Below are 18,205 nucleotides of genomic sequence, written 5' to 3'. Positions count from 1 at the left end.
GGCAAGATCATGAATCTGGTCAAGGACCTGAAACTCGGCTGGAGCCAGCGCGTGCCGGTGTTAATGCAAACCGAGGCGGCGGAATGTTCCCTGGCGTGCATTGCAATGGTCGCCTCCTACCACGGCCACGAAACCGATGTCGCCGAAATGCGCAAGCGTTATCCGGTTTCGCTAAAGGGCGCCACCGTCGCCCACATCGCCGAGGTGACAGACCAGATGGGAATGGCGTGCCGGCCATTGCAACTTGAACTGGCCGAATTGTCGCAGTTACAGCTGCCCGCCATCTTGCACTGGAACCTCAACCATTTTGTCGTCCTCCACACCCTCACAGGGGGATGGGCCTACATTCACGATCCGGCGATCGGCGCCCTGAAACTGCGTCTCAAGACCGTTTCAGACCACTTCACCGGCATCGCAATAGAACTTGAGCCTGGCATGGCGTTCAGGCGCAAGGCGCCGCCTCCCGCGATCGAATTGAAGGCGTTGATCGGCAAGGTCGTCGGACTCAAGCGAGGGTTGGCGCAGCTATTGGGTTTGGCACTCGTGATCGAAGTGTTGGCTCTGGCCCTGCCGATCCTGACTCAGTGGATCACCGATGAAGCCATCGTCGGCGGAGATCGCGACCTTTTGACGGTGCTCGGCTTCGGCATGGTCGCGATCGGGCTGTCGACCGCCGTGATTGGAGCGGTACGCTCCTACATCGGTATGTATATCAGCGCTCGCTTCAACATGCAGTGGATGTCCAACGTAATGGGGCGCATGATGAAACTGCCCGTCGAATATTTCGAGCGACGCCACGTAGGCGACATCGTGTCACGATTCGGCGCCGTAAAATCGATTGAACATGGACTGACGAATGCCGCCATTGAAGCCGCCCTCGACGGCTTGCTGGCGATCGGAACCCTTGTCATGATGGTGCTTTACGCTCCGGCCCTGGCAGGTGTGACAGTGGGAGCGGTGAGCCTGTACGGCACCCTGCGGTGGCTGCGCTACAGTGCCGAGAGAACAGCGGCGACCGGCATGATCGCAAAGCAGGCAAAGGAACAAACCTTCTTTCTTGAAACGGTACGCGGGGTTCGCACGATCAAGATGTGCAATCGGGAGCGCGAGCGCCGCACTGCGTGGCTGAATCTGTGGGTCGATGCCACCAATGCCGGCCTGGTCATGCAAAAGCTCAGCTTGCTATTCGGAACCAGCTGGTCTTTCATCTCTTCTGTGGAGCGCGCCTTTGTATTCTGGCTGGGCGCGGTGGCCGTGATAGATCACCGGATGTCGCTTGGAATGCTGTTTGCCTTCCTGAGCTACAAGGAGCAGTTCGCCGGCCGGATCAATCGCCTGATCGACAGCGTCGTTGAATTCAAGATGCTCGGTATTTCGGCCGAACGGCTGGCGGACATTGTTCTCACCGCGCCGGAAGAACGCAACATCGCCCACCGGCGTGAACCGTCCGACGATCTGACCCTTGCGCTGGAAGATGTGAGCTTTCGATACGCGGCGGACGATGCCCTGCTGTTGAACGGTGCCACGCTGAAGGTAAAGCCGGGCGAGTGCGTGGCGATCATCGGGCCTTCGGGCTGTGGCAAGACGACTTATTTGAAACTCATCCTCGGTATTCTCAAACCGGAAAAGGGGAAAATTCACCTTGGCGGTCTTTCGGTCGCGCAGCTGGGGCTGCAAAATTACCGAAACGTGGTCGCGACGGTCATGCAAGACGACCATCTTTTCGCTGGTTCGGTGTACGACAATATCGCGTTTCTCGATCCGAAACCCGACACTGAATGGCTTCACGCCTGCGCCCGGTCCGCTTGCATCCATGATGAAATCGTCCAGATGCCGATGGGCTACCAAACGCTCGTTGGAGACATGGGTTCGGTACTATCGGGTGGCCAGAAACAACGGGTACTGCTGGCGCGCGCTCTGTATCGACGCCCGAAAATCCTGCTCCTCGACGAGGCCACGAGCCAGCTGGACGTTGGGAACGAAGCCATGATAGGCGAGGCAATCGCGGCGCTCGATATCACCCGGATCATGATCGCCCACCGCCCACAGACTATCGCAATTGCCGATCGTATCGTCCGGCTTGAGCAAGGAAAATTCGTTGATGTCACGGCTGGCACCGGAATCGCTCCGCGTCAAATGGCGGAGTCCGAGAAATCCGTGCGACCGGTTTGAGCGACGAATGGGGTCAGGTCCGCAGGACCAGACTCCGCGGCCTTCGTGAGTGCGGCGAAAAAAAGGAGGCCGCAGCCCCCTTCGCTTGTTGCCGGCGCCCAGTCAGGCGCGCTGGTAGATGTCCTCGAAGCGCACGATGTCGTCTTCGCCCAGATAGCTGCCCGACTGCACCTCGATGATGTGCAGCGGCACCTTGCCCGGGTTCTCGAGTCGGTGATTCATGCCGATCGGGATGTAGGTCGATTCGTTTTCCGACAGCAGCTTGATGGTATCGCCGCAGGTCACGCGCGCCGTGCCGCTGACCACCACCCAGTGCTCGGCGCGGTGATGGTGCATCTGCAGCGACAGCTTCTCGCCCGGCTTGACCGTGATGCGCTTGACCTGGAAGCGGTCGCCCATGTCGATGCCCTCGTAGTGGCCCCACGGCCGGTACACCTTGGTGTGGTGCAGGTGCTCGGTGCGCGCCTGCGCCTTCAGGTGGTCCACCACCTGCTTGACGCGCTGCACCTGGTCCTTGTGCGCCACCAGCACCGCGTCGCGCGTTTCCACCACCACCAGGTCCTGCACGCCGACCACGGCCACGATGCGGCTTTCGGCACGCACCAGCGAGTTGCTCACGCCGTCGAGGTAGACATCGCCGCGCTTGGCGTTGCCGTCGCCGTCGCGCTGCTGCACTTCCCACAGCGCCGACCAGGAGCCGACGTCGCTCCAGCCGATGTCGGCCGGCACCACCACGGCGCGCTCGGTCTTCTCCATGACGGCGTAGTCGATCGAGTCGGACGGGCAGGCGTTGAACGAGTCCTCGTGCAGGCGGCAGAAGTCAAGGTCGCTGTAGCCGAGCCGCACCGCCGCTTCGGCCGCCGCGGCGATCTCCGGCTTGCAGCGCGCCAGCTCGGACAGGTAGCGGTCGGCGCGGAACAGGAACATGCCGCTGTTCCAGTAGTAGCCGCCGTCGTCGACGAATTGCTGGGCCGTGGCGCGGTCCGGCTTCTCGACGAAGCGGTTGACCGCGAAGCAGCCCTCGGCATCGAGCGCGGCGCCGCGGCGGATGTAGCCGTAGCCGGTTTCGGGACCCTGCGGCACGATGCCAAAGGTGGCCAGCGCGCCGCCGGCGACCGGTGCCGCGGCCCGCTGCACGGCGGCGGAAAACGCGGCGCGGTCGAGGATCACGTGGTCGGCCGGCAGCACCAGCATCACCGCCTCGGGGTCAAGCTTGGCCAGGAAGTGCGCGGCCGCGGCCACCGCCGGCGCCGTGTTGCGTCCGGCCGGCTCGAGCAGAATGCCGAGCGGAGCGACGCCGATCTCGCGCAGCTGCTCGGCCACCAGGAAGCGGTGATCGTTGCCGCACACCACCACCGGCGCCATCAGGCCCGGCCAGTCGGCCACCCGCAGCACGGTTTCCTGCAGCATGGTCTTGTCGGACACCAGCGGCAGCAGTTGCTTGGGCAGCACCGCGCGCGACAGCGGCCACAGGCGGGTTCCGGATCCACCGGACAGGATGACTGGATAAATTTTCATGGACGTTCTTTCTGTTCTGTTGAAACGGAAGCGGCCGGGCTTTCCTTGCGCCGCTTGTTGCGGCGGTCGCGCGCGTTGACCCATTCTTCCGACGAATATTCCGAAACGTGCTTCATGTCGCCCTTGCGGTCGACACTGTAATCCTTGAACACGATCATCTCATGCAGGCTGACATCCGGCAACACCCGAGTATATTCAAATAACACGCTGCGCACCACTTCCGCGCCTTCGCAGATGTGGCTGCCGTGGCCGATCCAGGTCGGCCCGACGATATGCACGCCCGACTCGATCCGGGTGCCCGAGCCGATGTACACCGGCCCTTCGATGGTGGTGCCGTGCCAGTCGATGCTGGTGTTCAGGCCCACCCACAGGCCCTCCTCGACGCGCGTGCCGGGCACGTCCATGTGCGCCACTTCGCCCATCAGCACGTTCTGCAGCACTTCCCAATAGTCGGACACGCTGCCGATGTCGAGCCAGTTGAACGGCCGGCGCTGGGCGTAGAACGGCAGGCCGCGCTCGGCCAGCAGCGGGAACAGCTGCGAGCCGATGTCGAACGGCACGCCCGACGGAATCAGGTCGATCACTTCCGGCTCGAAGATATAGATGCCGGTGCTGATGAAGTTCGAGCGCGCCTCTTCCTGGCTGGGCTTTTCCTGGAACTCGGTGATGCGCCCGTCGGCGTCGGCCACCACCACGCCGTAGCTCGACACCTTGTCCCACGGCACCTCCTTGGTCACCACGGACGCCAGCGCGCCCTTGCGGCGGTGCTCGAACAGGGCCGACTTCAGGTCGAGGTCGATCAGCGCGTCGCCGCACAGCACGATCGTGGTCTGGTCGAAGAAGCCGCCGAACTCCTGGATCTTCTTCATGCCGCCGGCCGAGCCGATCGGCATCGGCACCACTTCGCCGTCGTCCTTGGTGTAGCCCTCGAACGAGTAGCCGATCTGCACGCCGAACTGGTGGCCCTCGCCGAAGTATTCCTCGATCTTGTCGTGCAAATAGCTGACGTTGACCATGATCTCGTTGACGCCGTACTTGGCCAGGTGCTCGACCAGGTAGGCCATCACCGGCTTGCCCAGCAGCGGGATCATCGGCTTGGGTAAATCGTAGGTCAGCGGCCGCACGCGGGTGCCCTTGCCGGCCGCCAGGATCATTGCTTTCATGTCCGTGTCCTTACTTCGCAGTTGACTGGTAGCGCCAGGAATCGGCGCACATTTGGGCGATGTTGCGCTCGGCGCTCCAGCCCAGCTCGGACAGCGCGCGCGCCGGGTCGGCGTAGCATTTGGCGATGTCGCCCGGGCGCCGCGCGACGATCTTGTACGGGATCTTCTTGCCGCTGGCCTGCTCGAAGGCCTGGATCATCTCGAGCACGCTGTTGCCGCGTCCGGTCCCCAGGTTGTAGGTCACCACGCCGGGCGCGGCCGCCAGCCTGGCCAGCGTCTTGACGTGGCCGATCGCCAGGTCGACGACGTGGATGTAGTCGCGCATGCCGGTGCCGTCCGGGGTCGGATAGTCGTTGCCGTACACCGACAGCTGCGCGCGCTCGCCGCTGGCGACCTGGGCGATGTACGGGACCAGGTTGTTCGGGATGCCGTTCGGGGTCTCGCCGATCAGCCCGCTCTCGTGGGCGCCCACCGGATTGAAATAGCGCAGCAGCGCAATGCGCCATTCCGGCCTGGCGCGCGAAAGGTCGCGCAGCATTTCTTCGATCATCAGCTTGCTGCGGCCGTAGGCGTTGGTGGCCGACAGCGGGAAATCCTCGGTGATCGGCACCGAGGCCGGGTCACCGTAGACCGTCGCCGACGAGCTGAACACCAGCGTGCGCACGCCGAACTTTTCCATCGTCTCGAACAGCGCGATGCTGCCGGTGACGTTGTTGTCGTAGTAGCGCAGCGGCTGCTCGACCGATTCGCCGACCGCCTTCAGGCCGGCGAAGTGGATTACCGCGTCGACCGGGTGGGCGGCAAACGCCGCCTCGATGGCGGCGCGGTCGCGGATATCCGCTTTCACGAACTGGACCTTCTTGCCCGCGATGCGCTCGACGCGCGCCTGCACGCCCGGATCGCTGTTGCACAGGTTATCGAGGATCACCACCTGGTGGCCCGCCTGGAGCAGCTCGACGCAGGTGTGGGAACCGATGTAGCCCATGCCGCCGGTAACGAGGATATTCATTGTCGTATTCGCTCTAAAAAAATTCAAAAACTCCCGCGGGCGGACCCGCGAACAGACTGATTGTGCACCAGCGCCGCGCCACCACAACCGCAATCGGGAAATCGATGTTTAATGGAAAAATGTTATTGTAATCCGGCACTCTACCGGAACCCCGTTCGATAGAGTTGTTATTTTGAGAACGCCGCAGGGCGGGCGCGGTTGCCAGCCCAGCGCCGGATTCTCGATGCCGCGCGCGCGCCGCCTTCAGGCCCCAAGCTCCCGGTACAGCGCGCTCAAGGCGCCGACCGCGCCTTCGGCGCTGAAGCGTTCGCGCACGGTGGCGCTGGCCGCGTCGCCCATGCACTCGCGCAGCGCCCGGCTGGCCAGCAGCTTGCCGAGCGCCGCCGCCAGCGCGGCTGGGTCGCGCGGCGCCACCAGCACGCCGTTGGCGCCGTCGGCAATCGCGTCGGGGACGCCGCCGACGGCGCTGGCCACGATCGCTTTTCCCGCGGCCATGGCTTCGAGCATCGCCATCGGCAGCCCCTCCGCGTGCGACGGCAGGCAGAACACCTGCGCGCGCGCCATCTCGCGCTCCCTGGCGCGCGCGTCCAGCCAGCCCGGCAAGATCACGCGCGCGCCGATGCCAAGTTCTTCCGCGCGCCGGCGCAGCAGCGCCAGCTGGCCGGCGCCGCCGATCACCAGCCGGATATGCGGCAGCGCCGGCGCCAGCAGCGCCACCGCCGCGAGCAGGTCGAACACGCCCTTGCCGGCGTCGGCGCGGCCGAGGAACAGGATGCGGCCGCGCTCCTCGCGGCTGCGGTCGGCGCTTGCCGGCAGCGCGACCGCGTTGGGCACCACGACCACGCGCGCGGCCGGCGCGTAGCCGCGCACGAATGCTGCCCAGCGGTCCGACAGCGCGATCACGGCGGTGCTGCGCTCGAGCGTGCGGCGAATCCACCAGCGCATCGGCGCCCAGGCCCCGGTCGCGGCAAAGCGGCCGAACTGGGCGCCGTGCAAATGGAAGATGGTACGGCAGCCGGCCGCGCGCGCGAGCAGCAGTAGCAGCGATTTGCGCGCAAAGCTGGCGCGCGTGGCCGAGTGGACGTGCACCACTTCCGGCCGCCGGCGCAGGCAGGCGGCAACGGTGCTCAAGAATGCGGAGAGCGCGGCGCGCGCGCCGACGTGGTGCGCGCCCGCGCGGTGCGACACCACGTAGCGCACCGCCGCGCGCTCGAACAGGCCGCCGGCGCGCAGCACGCCGACCACCGAAGCGATGCCGCCGCGCCCGCCCGGCGCCGTGCCGATCATCAGCACGCGCGGCACCTCCGGCAGGATGCGCTCGTAGGTCTCGGCCACCTGTGCGCCGAGGATGGCGTAGGTGCGGTGGCGCGCAACCCACGGCGGCCCCAGTTTGGCCAGGCGCGCGCGCTGCGCGGGATCGTCGAGCAGCGCGCGCACGGCTTCGCTGAAGGGGCCGGGCAACATGGGCGCGAGCACGCCCGCCCCGCTCTGCTCGATCGCCAGTGCCTGGTCGGGGATGTCGCTGGCCACGCAGGGAATGCCGAGCGCAAGGTATTCCATCAGCTTCGCCGGCGACGAACCGTCGAACAGCGTGCCGCGCGGGAGCGGCGACAGGGCGACTTCCGCCCGCACCGCGTAGCGGAGCGCTTTTCGCTGCGGCAGCCAGCCGGTCAGCACCACATGCTCACCGAGGCGGCGCTCCCCGATCAGGCCGCGCATCCACGCCATGTCGGCCGACGATGACGCGTCGCCGGCAATCACCAGCAGGATGCCGGGTATGCCGCGGCGCAGCGCTTCGACCACGTCGAGCAGGAAGCCCGACTGGCGCGACTGCGAGACGCGGCCCAGGTAGAGGATGACGCGGCGCCCGTCCAGGCGCGGATCGCGCGCCGGCTCGATGGCCGCGCGCTCGAACAGCGCCGCGTCCACGCCCATCGGCACCGCGCTCATGCGCGCGCGCGGCACGCCCTGCCCGGCCAGCCATGACGCCATCGCGTCGCTCTGCACGAACACGTGGCGCGCGCCAGGCAGCACCAGCCGGTACAGCACCAGCCGCGCCACACGCGCGCGCAGCGCATGGGCAGCCCAGCGCGGGCCGCGGCCGGCGCGGCCAATCTCGTCGCGCCGCGCCTCGAAGCCTTCGACGACCGGGAACGACATCCAGTAGACGAACGGGACGCCGAGGATCGCGGCGGCGACGCGGGCCAGCACGCCGCTGGCGATCTTGTCGCGCACCTGGATGCCGTCGACGCGGCGCGCGCGCCACAGGCCAAGCGCGTCCCGCAAAGGGCTCGCAGCAAGCGCCAGCACGCTGCGGGTCTTCCCCTGCCCGATCAATTCGCTGTCGATGCCGTGGCGCGGCAGTTCGGCGCCGAACAGCGTCGCCACGTCGGCCCGGGTCGGCGGCAAAGGGTCGCGGACGATGAAGGCGATGCGCTTCATGGCGCGCACGCTTCGCGCCGGAGCCGCGGCGCGCCGCCGGCGGCGGGGTTGAGACAGGTCAGGAACTCGTCGTCCGCCATGCGGACCACCAGCGCGCTGAGCTGGTCCAGGTTCTTGTGCGCGTGGATCAGGATTACCTGCCGCATGGCCGCCTCCCGGGATCGGATCCGGCGGACCCGACCTTGAAAGCGTAGCACCGGCCGCGTAGGGCGACCTTGATCCGTTCAGGGTGATCGGCTGGGCGCCCGCACTGCGGGCTTATTCGGCGTAGTAGTCGAGGATCTTCGGCACCGCATGGATCACATCGAGCGCGGCCGCGGGAGGCAGCGGCTGCGCCGCCGGCGGCCGCGCGAGCCGCTCGCACAGCATGGCGACCAGCCGGTCCATCGACCCGCCCAGTTGCAGCTGGCCGGCGTGGAGCTGGTAGGCGGCCAGTTCGGGCGTGCCCCCGCGCGCCAGTGCGACGCAGGGCCGTCCCAGCGCCAGCGCTTCGAGCACGGTGGTGCCGCATGGCTCTTCCCACCGCGACGGCACGACGCAGACATGGCTGCGGGCGGTCAGCGCGAGCACTTCCCGGTGCGGCCGCCAGCCGAGGAAGCGCACTTGCCGGCTGGCGTAGCGCTCTTCGAGCGCGGCGCGTTCCGCGCCGTCGCCGACGACCAGCAGGCGCGCGTCCGGCGGCATGCGCCCGCGCGCCGCGGCCAGGAATTCGCCGAAGCCCTTCCCGGCATCGATGCGCCCGGCCAGCAGCACTTGCCCGGCGCGCGGCGCCTGCGCGCAATTCGCCAGCATCGAATAATCAACGAAGTTGTGGATGACGCGGCTTCGCGCCAGGTCGGCGCCGGGAATCTGGCGCAGGAACTGGCGGCGCAGGAAATCGGACACGAAAATGGTCTTGTGGCGACGGAACGCCTCCGCCGCGTCGCGCCGGTAGCGCGTCACCGCCAGCGCCGAGACGTGCTCGCGCAGCGGGCCGGGCGCCGGATGGATGCAGCCGGCGCAGGCGCGCGCGGAGGCCGCGGCGCACACGACGCCGTCGCGAAAGCGCAGGTGGGTGATGCATTCGCTGCCCTGGTCGTGGCGCGTCTGGATGAAGTTGAGCGCCCGGTCGACGTGCAGCGCCACCATCGGCAGGTGGCCGTGGTAGTGCACCACGTCGAAGCCGGCGGCATGCGTGGCGATCGCACGGGCGATCTTGCGCGCGAACCAGGGCCGCTTGAGCGGATTGAACACGCCGAGCTGCGTCTCCTTCCATCCGGGATGCGCGAAATCGAATCCCGGGATGAAGCGGCCATTGAAACCGATCTGGCGCGCGCTGCCATCGGCGGCGGCGCCACTGAAACTGCGGCCGAGGATGGCGACCTCGTGGCCGCGCGCCAGCAAGGCGTTCGACAGCGTGACCACGTGCTTGCCCAATCCGCCGATCTGTTCGCCGGGCAGGTCTTCGGACACCATCAGAATCTTCATGCGAGCGCCCCTTTCACGCGCAGCCGTGGCTTGCTGCGGCCGTCCTTGTCGATCACCGGGTCATGCCTTGCCCAAGGGTTCACTCCAGTGAAATGGCGACGTCGTAGCCGTTCGCCTGCAGCAGCTTGTGGCGGCGCGCGCGGTCCAGATCGTGCGCCACCATTTCCTTCACCATCGACTCGAAGCTGGTCCGCGGCGTCCAGCCAAGCCGCGCCCGCGCCTTGCCGGCGTCGCCCAGCAAGGTATCTACCTCGGTCGGCCGGAAGAACCGCGGGTCGACGGCGACGATGGCCTGGCCCACACGCGCGCCGCGGCATCGGTCCCCCATGATGGAAGCGATGACGCCGTGCTCATCGACGCCGCTGCCATGCCATGCGATTTCCATCCCCAGTTCGCGCGCGGCGATGTCGACGAAGTGGCGCACTGAGTACTGGCGGCCGGTGGCGATGACGAAATCGTCGGCCTGGTCCTGCTGCAGCATCAGCCATTGCATCTCGACGTAGTCGCGCGCGTGGCCCCAGTCGCGCAGCGCGTCCAGGTTGCCCAGCAACAGTCGCTGCTCGAGGCCCAGCGCGATGTTCGCCAGCGCGCGCGTGACCTTGCGGGTGACGAAGGTTTCGCCGCGGCGCGGCGACTCGTGATTGAACAGGATGCCGTTGCAGGCGTACATGCCGTAGGCTTCGCGGTAATTGACCGTGATCCAGTAGGCGTACAGCTTGGCCGCCGCGTACGGGCTGCGCGGATAGAACGGCGTGGTTTCGCGCTGCGGGGTTTCCCGCACCAACCCGTACAGCTCGGACGTCGACGCCTGGTAGTAGCGGGTGGTGGCGCCGAGCCCGAGGCAGCGGATCGCCTCGAGCAGGCGCACGGCCCCGACGCCATCGACGTCGGCCGTGTACTCGGGCGACTCGAACGACACCGCCACGTGGCTCATCGCGCCCAGGTTGTAGACCTCGTCGGGCTGGACCAGCTGCAGGATGCGGGTCAGGTTGGACGTGTCGCTCAGGTCGCCATGATGGACGTGGAAGCCGGCGTTTCCGCGCAGATGGTCGATGCGCCCGGTGTTGAGCAGCGAGGCGCGGCGCCGCAGGCCGTGCACCTCGTAGCCTTTTTCCAGCAGGAACTCGGCCAGATAGGAACCATCCTGCCCCGTGATGCCGGTGATCAGTGCTTTTTTCATGGTATCCCCCTCAAGTTTCCGCTGGACGCGGACGCGCTGGCGGCTGCCGCTGCGGCCGCAGCGGGGCGCTCCGCCGAATGCGGTGAGGGAGAAGGAAAAAGAGTCGGGCCGGTCGGGAACTCAGCGGATTGTGTCAATGTCCAAATGATCAATCCGCTGCCTCCCTCCTGTCACCAATAGGACCAGCTACCCGTGTGCACCACCCACGCGCCCAGCAAACCGTTGGTTACAGCATGGGCCAGGATGGGGGACCAGATCGTGCGATGGCGCATATACAGTGCACTGTAAGCAAGACCGGCGACGATTCCGGCCAGCCACAGGTTGTGCTCGAAGCCGAACAGCACCGACGAGATCAGCACGCTCCTGATCGTCACTTGCGCTGGAGCAACAGTGTCGAAGTCGGGGTTGTCGAGCCAGCGCAGCAGGAAGGAGCGCCAGAACAGCTCCTCCATCACCGGCACCACCAGTGCGGCGCCGGCGATGCGCACCACCACCAGCGCCCAGTCGATGCGCCCGTTCGTGGTGGGATCGAAGCCGGCCGACGTGCCGATGGTCATCCAGTCTGCGCCCAGACCGATCCACAGCACCAGCACGACCACCCCCACGGCCAGCGCGAAAAGCAGGCGCGGCGGCCGCAGGCGGAATATGTGCAGCTCGGTGTAGTGGCGCCAGAACACGGCTAGCGCCAGCGCCACCGTGGCGGCCTTGACCGCATACAGCCAGCGCAGTTCGGCCGCGGTCCAGCCGAGCCGGGCCAAGAGTTCGGTCAGCGCGATGAACGCCAGGTAGACGGCGAAAGGAAGGACCCGCACCAGGGCGGCGCGGGGAAACAGTGACGCCCCGGCGCCGAGGGCGGCGGAGCTGGGTGCTTCTTGCTGCTTGGACATCGGGATCCTCCAATGTTTTCAGCGTGGCTTATTCGCCTTTTGAGCGGGCCTCGATCTGTTCCCATTTTTCCAGCGCGACCATCAGCAGATCGTCGATTTCCGCAAAACGCGCATTGATGCGCTTTGCGTCGGCCGGATTGGTCTTGTAGAAATCGGGAGCATTGAGCTGCAAGGTGATGGCCGACTGCTCATCTTCCAGGCTGGCAATGAGCAGCGGCAATTCTTCCAGCTCGCGCTGTTCCTTGTAGCTCAATTTGGCCTTTTTTGCAACTTCCTTGGGTGCGGCGGCGGGCGCCGCCTTGGCCGCCGGCTTCGGCGCCGCGACAGGGGCCTGCGCCTTGACGCGCTCCCAGTCGGTGTAGCCGCCGACGAATTCGCGCCATTTGCCCTCGCCTTCGGCCACGATCACCTGGGTGACCACGTTGTCGAGGAAGGTGCGGTCGTGGCTGACCAGGAACACGGTGCCGGTGTAGTCTTCCAGCAACTCTTCCAGCAGTTCCAGGGTGTCGATGTCGAGGTCGTTGGTCGGCTCGTCGAGCACCAGGCAGTTGGCCGGTTTGGCGAACAGGCGCGCCAGCAGCAGGCGGTTGCGTTCGCCGCCGGAGAGCGATTTGACCGGCGAGCGCGCGCGTTCGGGCGCGAACAGGAAGTCGTTCAGGTAGCTCATCACGTGCTTCTTGGCGCCGTTGATTTCGACCCAGTCGCTGCCCGGCGAAATGGTTTCCATCAGGTTCGCCTCTTCATTGAGCTGGGCGCGCATCTGGTCGAAGTACGCCACCTGCAGCTTGGTGCCGAGCTTGGCCTTGCCACTGTCGGGAGTTTCCTCGCCGAGGATCATCTTCAGCAAGGTGGTCTTGCCGGCGCCGTTCGAACCGATCAGGCCGACCTTGTCGCCGCGCAGGATGGTGGCGCTGAAGTCCTTGACGATGACCTTCTCGCCATAGCTCTTCGAGATGTTCTCGAGTTCGGCGACGATCTTGCCGGAGCGATCGCCCGCCGCCACCGTCAGGTTGACCTGGCCCTGCTGCTCGCGGCGCGCGGCGCGCTGCAGGCGCAGCGCTTCGAGGCGGCGCACGCGGCCTTCGTCGCGCACCCGGCGCGCCTTGACGCCCTTGCGGATCCATACTTCCTCCTGCGCGAGGAACTTGTCGAACTTGGCCGCTTCGACCTCTTCGATTTCCAGCTGCTCGGCCTTGCGCACCTGGTAGGCGCTGAAGTTGCCCGGATACGACAGCAGCTTGCCGCGGTCGAGTTCGACGATGCGGGTCGAGACGTTGTCGAGGAAGCTGCGGTCGTGGGTGATGAACAGCACCGAGCCCTTGAAGTCGCGCAGCAGGCCCTCGAGCCACATGATCGACTTGAAGTCCAGGTGGTTGGTCGGCTCGTCGAGCAGCAGCACGTCGGGCGCGGACACCAGCGCCACGGCCAGCGCGACGCGCTTTTGCATCCCGCCCGACAGCGTGCCCATCAGGTCGGCGCCGGCCAGGTTCAGGCGGTCGAGCGTGGTATCGACCTTGTTCTGCATGCTCCAGCCGTCGGTCGCGTCGAGCTTGACCTGCAGGTCGTGCATGCGGTCCATCAGTGCCTCGTCGTCGCCCTGGCCGAACTGGCCGGTCAGTTCCTCGTACTCGGCCAGCATGGCAGCCTGCTCGCCCATGCCGGCGGCGACCGCGTCGAACACCGACATGGATGGGTCGAAGGTCGGCTCCTGCTCGACGTAGGCGATTTTCAGGCCCTGCTGCATGACCAGCAGGCCGTCGTCGAGCTTGAACTTGCCGGAAATGACCTTCAGCAGCGTGGACTTGCCGGTGCCGTTGCGGCCGATGATACCGACGCGCTCGCCGGTTTCGAGGGAAAATTCCGCGTGATCGAGCAACGCGACGTGGCCGAACGCGAGCTGCGCCGACGAGAGGGAAATGACTGCCATAGTAGTGAGGAATGCCCGGCCGCGGAGCTTTTCGCAAGGAAATGCGTGGCCGAAAAAATGAAAGAAGCGTGCATTGTACCGACTGTCGCGGCAGCAAGCGCAATTTGCTGCCGAAGGTCGGCTATAATTGCGCTCGATTCACGACACCGGACGGCGAACGCGCCGTCACGATCGCCGAATTGCAGGCCTGGCCTGCCACTGCCCGCCGGACTTCCCGGCGGCGCGAGCGTCCTCTCCGTAGCACAATGGATAGTGCACATGCCTCCTAAGCGTGGGATACTGGTTCGATTCCAGTCGGAGGGACCAAGATCACGTCTCGGCGAACGCACCGACCTGATCGAACACCAATTAGCCCATGCCCTAAGAGATCCAAATGGACGGGCATACACTCGCCCTGCGCGCCTGCCCGCTCCAAAGGCAAAGATGCCGCGTTGGCGACGGTGCCCCTCCACACCGCGAGCTACTTCACCCAAAGTAACAACATGACTCGTATGCACGGCGCACGATTATTCATTTCGGGTGTTTTGTTCGGCACTGCCCCCGTTTGCGCTCGCAGCGCGGCCTTGGGACGCGACGAAGCAAGATGTCACCGCTTCGCAGCGTTAGTGGAATTTCGACGTAAACCGAACCGTGCCACGTCGTTCAGGTGACGTTAGATACCGGGAAAGCTCAACAAGAATCCCTTCTATCGAACGACTATTGCATAATGGACACGTGTCTTGCTTGAGGTTAAACTTCCACTATGCCAGCTCTCATCCGAGTGCCGCAGAATCCGGCATTGGCAACCAACTGCCGCTGCACCTGACAGGCCTTATCTTAGACCCGACTGTGGATTTACTACAGAACGATACGTCAAATGTCGCTCGATTGTTAGATGTGGTACAGACCCGAAAAACGCGGATTTACATGCCGGGTACGTTTTTCCGACAGAACTTTAAAGGAGCGGTAATTGTTAGAGATTTTTATTTTAGTGGCATTACTGCTTGTAACGTACCAAATTTATGCCTTTATATATTTTGGGAGCAAAAAATTCCTGCAAACCAAAATCGGTATTAGTCAGCACACCGACAACTGTAACGAGCTAAACGACCACATAGAGAATTTGAAATCGACATACTCATATGTTACATCAGTCGATTACGGTCAAAGTGATCTACGTGACAATAGCCGCTACAACATGAAGAGGACGAAGTGGCAAGAGGTTGTGAGAAGTAGTTGGGTACACAATTGCTCTGCGACGGTCTGTAAAAATGCGAGCAATCAGCCTTTTAAGTATCTTTGCAAATATTTTGACATCAAACCAAGTGAAGAGACACTGTCGAAGTTTGAGGAAGTGATCAACAACTTTTCGGCAGCTGAGCAAGGAAAATTCTTACTGGAAAATGAGAGGGATGAAATCGTATCAAGTATTAATAACGAGGTACCCTTCGCGATATACTGTTTCAGCCGGAACAGGTTAATAAAGGAACTGGGGTTCAACAAGATTGATTTAAGCGATTTGTATTTTCCTGTCTATACCTTCCAGTATGTTTCCGCGGGAGGCAATAGTTCGGCCAGGTGTGATATAAAACTCGATCTAGGAAATCTGGATAGATTCATTGCGTACCTGAGCACACTGGTCAAATTTCGGAATAGCGTCGCGGGACAGCGCGCGCTAATGACGCCGAGCTTACGGGAAAAAATTAAGAACCGGGACAATTTTACCTGCAAGATTTGCAACCTGTCGACTTCGGACGAGAAAAACCTTTTACTTGAGATTGACCATATCAGGCCCCTTGCTAAGGGGGGGATCACATCAGAAGAAAACCTTCAAACTTTGTGTTGGAAATGTAATCGCTCAAAAGGGGCGAAAATTATCGGAGAATAGCTGTCCCTCAAGACCCGAACCGTTGGAGCGGTTCGGAAAGCACCAGTTGATGTCCGCTGGTCTATCGATGGGCATACTCTCAGAATACGCCGCAGGCATCGCAAGGACAGCTTCTTGCCGGAAGAAGCATGGTTGAGGGGCCGCTAACGCTGCCTTGTTGTCGTTGGCCCTGGGGCTTCGATGGGCGCCTGTCGCACTGCGAAGCGGGCATCCAGCTCCGCACAGGAAAGCGCTGATCCGACCAACAGGAACAAGGCGAAGCGCGAAGAACAAAGCCCGCCAGTGCTTGCTGGTACCGCCGGTTTTACTTGCCACTCCTCCAGCGAGCCCCTAAATTAGCGTTTATGCCTGCTGAACAAAACTCCCAAGTCCGATCCCACCGACACATCAAGGAAGAGTGCGCTTCAGGATCGGCGCCATCTTGAAGATCGCCCGCATTCTCCTTCCGCGAGGCGCCCATCCATCCGCCCTGCCGCTGCTGCTCGCGCGCGCTCTTCGGGCATTCGCCGACGGCTATGTCGCGATCTTGCTGCCTGCGTATCTGCTCGCCCTGGGATTCGGAGCATGGGAGGTGGGCGTCCTGGCGACGGCGACCCTGCTTGGATCGGCCTGCGCGACGATGGCCGTCGGTGCATGGGGCCACCGCGTCCACCACCACAGCCTCATATCCGGCGCGGCGATCCTCATGGCCGCCACCGGCTTCGCCTTCGGTCTGGCCTCGACGTTCTGGCCGTTGCTGCTGATCGCCTTCGTCGGCACCCTCAATCCAAGCTCAGGGGATGTCAGCGTGTTCCTGCCGCTCGAGCACGCCCGACTGGCTGAGTCCGCCGATGGCGACGCCCGGACTTCCCTGTTCGCCCAATACAGCCTTATTGGCTCCTTTTCCGCTGCGCTGGGGGCCCTCGCTGCAGCCCTGCCACCCCACATTTCCATGGCAACCGGGTTCTCGGCGGTGGATGGCCTGCGCTGCATGTTCGCGTTCTATGGACTAGTGGGATGTGGAGTGTGGATGCTTTATCGATCGATTCCCACTCCCCGCGAAGCGTCCCCGAGACCACGGACCAGCCTTGGGCAATCGCGGCCCACCGTCATCCGTTTGGCGGCCCTTTTCTCCGTCGACTCCTTCGCGGGTGGGCTTGTCGTCAACGCCTTGCTTGCGCTATGGCTGTTCAAACGCTTCGACATGTCGCTCGCTTCGGCTGGCCAATTCTTTTTTTGGTCCGGACTCTGCGCCGCCGCCTCGCAACTCGCGGCGCCTCCGCTGGCGCGGCGAATCGGCTTGGTCAATACGATGGTGTTCACCCACATTCCGGCGAGCCTGTGCCTGATCGGCGCTGCATTCGCGCCATCGATCGGGCTCGCACTTGGCTTGCTGATCGTCCGCGCGCTGCTGTCGTCCATGGACGTGCCGGCGCGCAGCGCCTTCGTCATGTCGGTTGTCACTCCGGCCGAACGCACGGCCGCCGCGAGTTTCACCGCCGTTCCTCGAAGCCTGGCGTCCGCTGCCGGCCCCGTCATCGGAGCAGGCCTTTTCGCCGCCGGATACCTTGCCGCTCCGCTGGTGGCCTGCGGGGCGCTGAAGATTGCCTACGATCTCGCAATCTGGAGGTCCTTCAAAGACACGGAACAATCGCGCTAGCCGACCGCAATCTCAGCGCCGTAACTCCAACATGATCTTTTCGGCGAGGAAGTCGCACGGCGGGCGCTTCGATTTCGTGCTGCGCGCCAGGACAAGCTCCAGCGGATCAATTTCCGGCAATCCCTGCGCCTGGCCGAGCAGGGTAAGGTGAGCGGGAACGGCACAGCGCGCGAGCGGCGCCACCGCGAGCCCCGCTTCGACCATGCTCAGCAGCCCCATCAGGCTTGGGCTCTCATACGAAGTCCGATACGGGATGTGCGCTCGCTCAAGGCTGCGCACCGCGTTTTCCCGCGCCACGCTGCCCGGCAGGAAAACGGCGATCGGCAGCGGCCGCTCGCGCCAGATGTCGTGGGCACTGGGATTGGCCGCCCAGACCATCGGTTCGAACCGGATGAACTCTCCCGACAGGCCTTTCACGCGCGTCGCGCAGACCAGGTCGACCGATCCGTCTTTCACCATGGGCGCGAGCGCCACACTCGGTAGCCCAACCACCTGGATCTCCACCTTCGGGTAGGTCGCGGAAAATTTCTTGAGGATCGACGGCAAGAGCGATGACGCATAGTCGTCGGGCACGCCAATGACGACGCGACCGGTGACGTCGGGCTGCACAACCGCGGCCCACGCTTCATCGCGCAGTGCCAGCATGCGCCGCGCAAACGTCAGCAGGATCTCGCCATCCTGCGTCGGCGTGACGCTCCTGGGCCTGCGCACGAACAAGGGCTTGCCGATCGCGGTTTCAAGCGTCTTGATCTGCATGCTCACCGCCGATTGCGAGCGATGAACGACTTCCGCCGCCCGGCTGATGTTCCCCGTATCGGCCACTGCCACCATCATCGCGAGGACGTCCAGGTCGAGTGCTTTCATTTGGTATCAGATAATCAGATAGATGCGATCAATATTATGCGATTTTCTTAGGCGGCGCCATCGGGCATAG

At 64.2% G+C, this 18,205-nt stretch carries 13 protein-coding genes and 1 tRNA gene; 4 read left to right on the top strand and 10 right to left on the bottom strand.

Going from position 1 to position 18,205, the window contains the following annotated elements; all coding sequences use genetic code 11:
• Positions 1 to 9: 9 nt before the first annotated feature.
• Entirely contained in the window at positions 10 to 2,172 is a 2,163-nt protein-coding gene (locus Q4S45_RS03730) for a peptidase domain-containing ABC transporter (RefSeq protein ID WP_305509267.1), read from the top strand.
• 102 nt (positions 2,173 to 2,274) lie between these two features.
• Here the strand turns inward: Q4S45_RS03730 and Q4S45_RS03725 are convergent, their stop codons facing one another.
• The 9 genes from Q4S45_RS03725 to Q4S45_RS03685 form a co-directional block, all read right to left on the bottom strand.
• Complete coding sequence (locus Q4S45_RS03725; RefSeq protein ID WP_305509266.1) at positions 2,275 to 3,690, bottom strand: mannose-1-phosphate guanylyltransferase/mannose-6-phosphate isomerase; 1,416 nt, start codon at positions 3,688 to 3,690, stop codon at positions 2,275 to 2,277.
• Positions 3,687 to 4,853: an NDP-sugar synthase gene (locus tag Q4S45_RS03720; protein WP_305509264.1), complete on the bottom strand. Its 1,167-nt coding sequence runs from the start codon at positions 4,851 to 4,853 to the stop codon at positions 3,687 to 3,689. The genes Q4S45_RS03725 and Q4S45_RS03720 overlap by 4 nt, the downstream gene beginning before the upstream one ends.
• 10 nt (positions 4,854 to 4,863) lie before the next feature.
• Complete coding sequence (galE, locus tag Q4S45_RS03715; RefSeq protein WP_305509262.1) at positions 4,864 to 5,862, bottom strand: UDP-glucose 4-epimerase GalE; 999 nt, start codon at positions 5,860 to 5,862, stop codon at positions 4,864 to 4,866.
• 243 nt (positions 5,863 to 6,105) lie between these two features.
• Positions 6,106 to 8,304 (bottom strand): glycosyltransferase, encoded by a 2,199-nt coding sequence (locus Q4S45_RS03710; RefSeq protein WP_305509261.1) that lies wholly within the window; start codon positions 8,302 to 8,304, stop codon positions 6,106 to 6,108.
• Complete coding sequence (locus Q4S45_RS03705) at positions 8,301 to 8,450, bottom strand: hypothetical protein (RefSeq protein ID WP_305509259.1); 150 nt, start codon at positions 8,448 to 8,450, stop codon at positions 8,301 to 8,303. The genes Q4S45_RS03710 and Q4S45_RS03705 overlap by 4 nt, the downstream gene beginning before the upstream one ends.
• A gap of 112 nt (positions 8,451 to 8,562) precedes the next feature.
• Positions 8,563 to 9,771, bottom strand: a complete 1,209-nt coding sequence (locus Q4S45_RS03700; RefSeq protein WP_305509257.1) for a glycosyltransferase family 4 protein — start codon at positions 9,769 to 9,771, stop codon at positions 8,563 to 8,565.
• A gap of 79 nt (positions 9,772 to 9,850) precedes the next feature.
• Positions 9,851 to 10,951 (bottom strand): GDP-mannose 4,6-dehydratase, encoded by a 1,101-nt coding sequence (gene gmd, locus Q4S45_RS03695; protein WP_305509255.1) that lies wholly within the window; start codon positions 10,949 to 10,951, stop codon positions 9,851 to 9,853.
• Between the two features lie 170 nt (positions 10,952 to 11,121).
• A complete protein-coding gene (locus Q4S45_RS03690; RefSeq protein ID WP_305509252.1) occupies positions 11,122 to 11,763 on the bottom strand; it encodes a CAAX prenyl protease-related protein in 642 nt (213 codons plus the stop codon).
• A gap of 103 nt (positions 11,764 to 11,866) precedes the next feature.
• Positions 11,867 to 13,765, bottom strand: coding sequence for an ATP-binding cassette domain-containing protein (locus Q4S45_RS03685; protein WP_305509250.1), 1,899 nt, complete (start codon positions 13,763 to 13,765; stop codon positions 11,867 to 11,869).
• Positions 13,766 to 13,996: 231 nt separating this feature from the next.
• Here Q4S45_RS03685 and Q4S45_RS03680 point away from each other — a divergent pair.
• The 3 genes from Q4S45_RS03680 to Q4S45_RS03670 all read left to right on the top strand — a co-directional run bounded on the left by Q4S45_RS03680 (position 13,997) and on the right by Q4S45_RS03670 (position 17,271).
• Positions 13,997 to 14,071, top strand: a tRNA-Arg gene (locus tag Q4S45_RS03680).
• A gap of 643 nt (positions 14,072 to 14,714) precedes the next feature.
• Positions 14,715 to 15,632, top strand: coding sequence for an HNH endonuclease (locus Q4S45_RS03675; protein ID WP_305509248.1), 918 nt, complete (start codon positions 14,715 to 14,717; stop codon positions 15,630 to 15,632).
• A gap of 421 nt (positions 15,633 to 16,053) precedes the next feature.
• Positions 16,054 to 17,271: an MFS transporter gene (locus Q4S45_RS03670; protein ID WP_305509246.1), complete on the top strand. Its 1,218-nt coding sequence runs from the start codon at positions 16,054 to 16,056 to the stop codon at positions 17,269 to 17,271.
• A 12-nt stretch (positions 17,272 to 17,283) separates the two neighbouring features.
• Here the strand turns inward: Q4S45_RS03670 and Q4S45_RS03665 are convergent, their stop codons facing one another.
• Positions 17,284 to 18,135 (bottom strand): LysR substrate-binding domain-containing protein, encoded by an 852-nt coding sequence (locus Q4S45_RS03665; protein WP_305509245.1) that lies wholly within the window; start codon positions 18,133 to 18,135, stop codon positions 17,284 to 17,286.
• Positions 18,136 to 18,205 lie beyond the last annotated feature (70 nt).

The organism is Massilia sp. R2A-15, from assembly GCF_030704305.1.
Lineage (GTDB): Bacteria > Pseudomonadota > Gammaproteobacteria > Burkholderiales > Burkholderiaceae_D > JAFCUW01.
The sequence above is the reverse complement of the archived record's forward strand: the minus strand, read 5'-3'. Positions and strand labels throughout refer to the sequence as shown.

Excerpts from the sequence above, each read along its gene's own strand:
- Q4S45_RS03730 (WP_305509267.1), top strand. The coding sequence starts at position 10 with ATGAATCTGGTCAAGGACCTGAAACTCGGCTGGAGCCAGCGCGTGCCG.
- Q4S45_RS03685 (WP_305509250.1), bottom strand. The coding sequence starts at position 13,765 with ATGGCAGTCATTTCCCTCTCGTCGGCGCAGCTCGCGTTCGGCCACGTC.
- Q4S45_RS03665 (WP_305509245.1), bottom strand. The coding sequence starts at position 18,135 with ATGAAAGCACTCGACCTGGACGTCCTCGCGATGATGGTGGCAGTGGCC.
- gmd (WP_305509255.1), bottom strand. The coding sequence starts at position 10,951 with ATGAAAAAAGCACTGATCACCGGCATCACGGGGCAGGATGGTTCCTAT.
- Q4S45_RS03710 (WP_305509261.1), bottom strand. The coding sequence starts at position 8,304 with ATGAAGCGCATCGCCTTCATCGTCCGCGACCCTTTGCCGCCGACCCGG.
- Q4S45_RS03720 (WP_305509264.1), bottom strand. The coding sequence starts at position 4,853 with ATGAAAGCAATGATCCTGGCGGCCGGCAAGGGCACCCGCGTGCGGCCG.
- Q4S45_RS03700 (WP_305509257.1), bottom strand. The coding sequence starts at position 9,771 with ATGAAGATTCTGATGGTGTCCGAAGACCTGCCCGGCGAACAGATCGGC.
- galE (WP_305509262.1), bottom strand. The coding sequence starts at position 5,862 with ATGAATATCCTCGTTACCGGCGGCATGGGCTACATCGGTTCCCACACC.
- Q4S45_RS03705 (WP_305509259.1), bottom strand. The coding sequence starts at position 8,450 with ATGCGGCAGGTAATCCTGATCCACGCGCACAAGAACCTGGACCAGCTC.
- Q4S45_RS03725 (WP_305509266.1), bottom strand. The coding sequence starts at position 3,690 with ATGAAAATTTATCCAGTCATCCTGTCCGGTGGATCCGGAACCCGCCTG.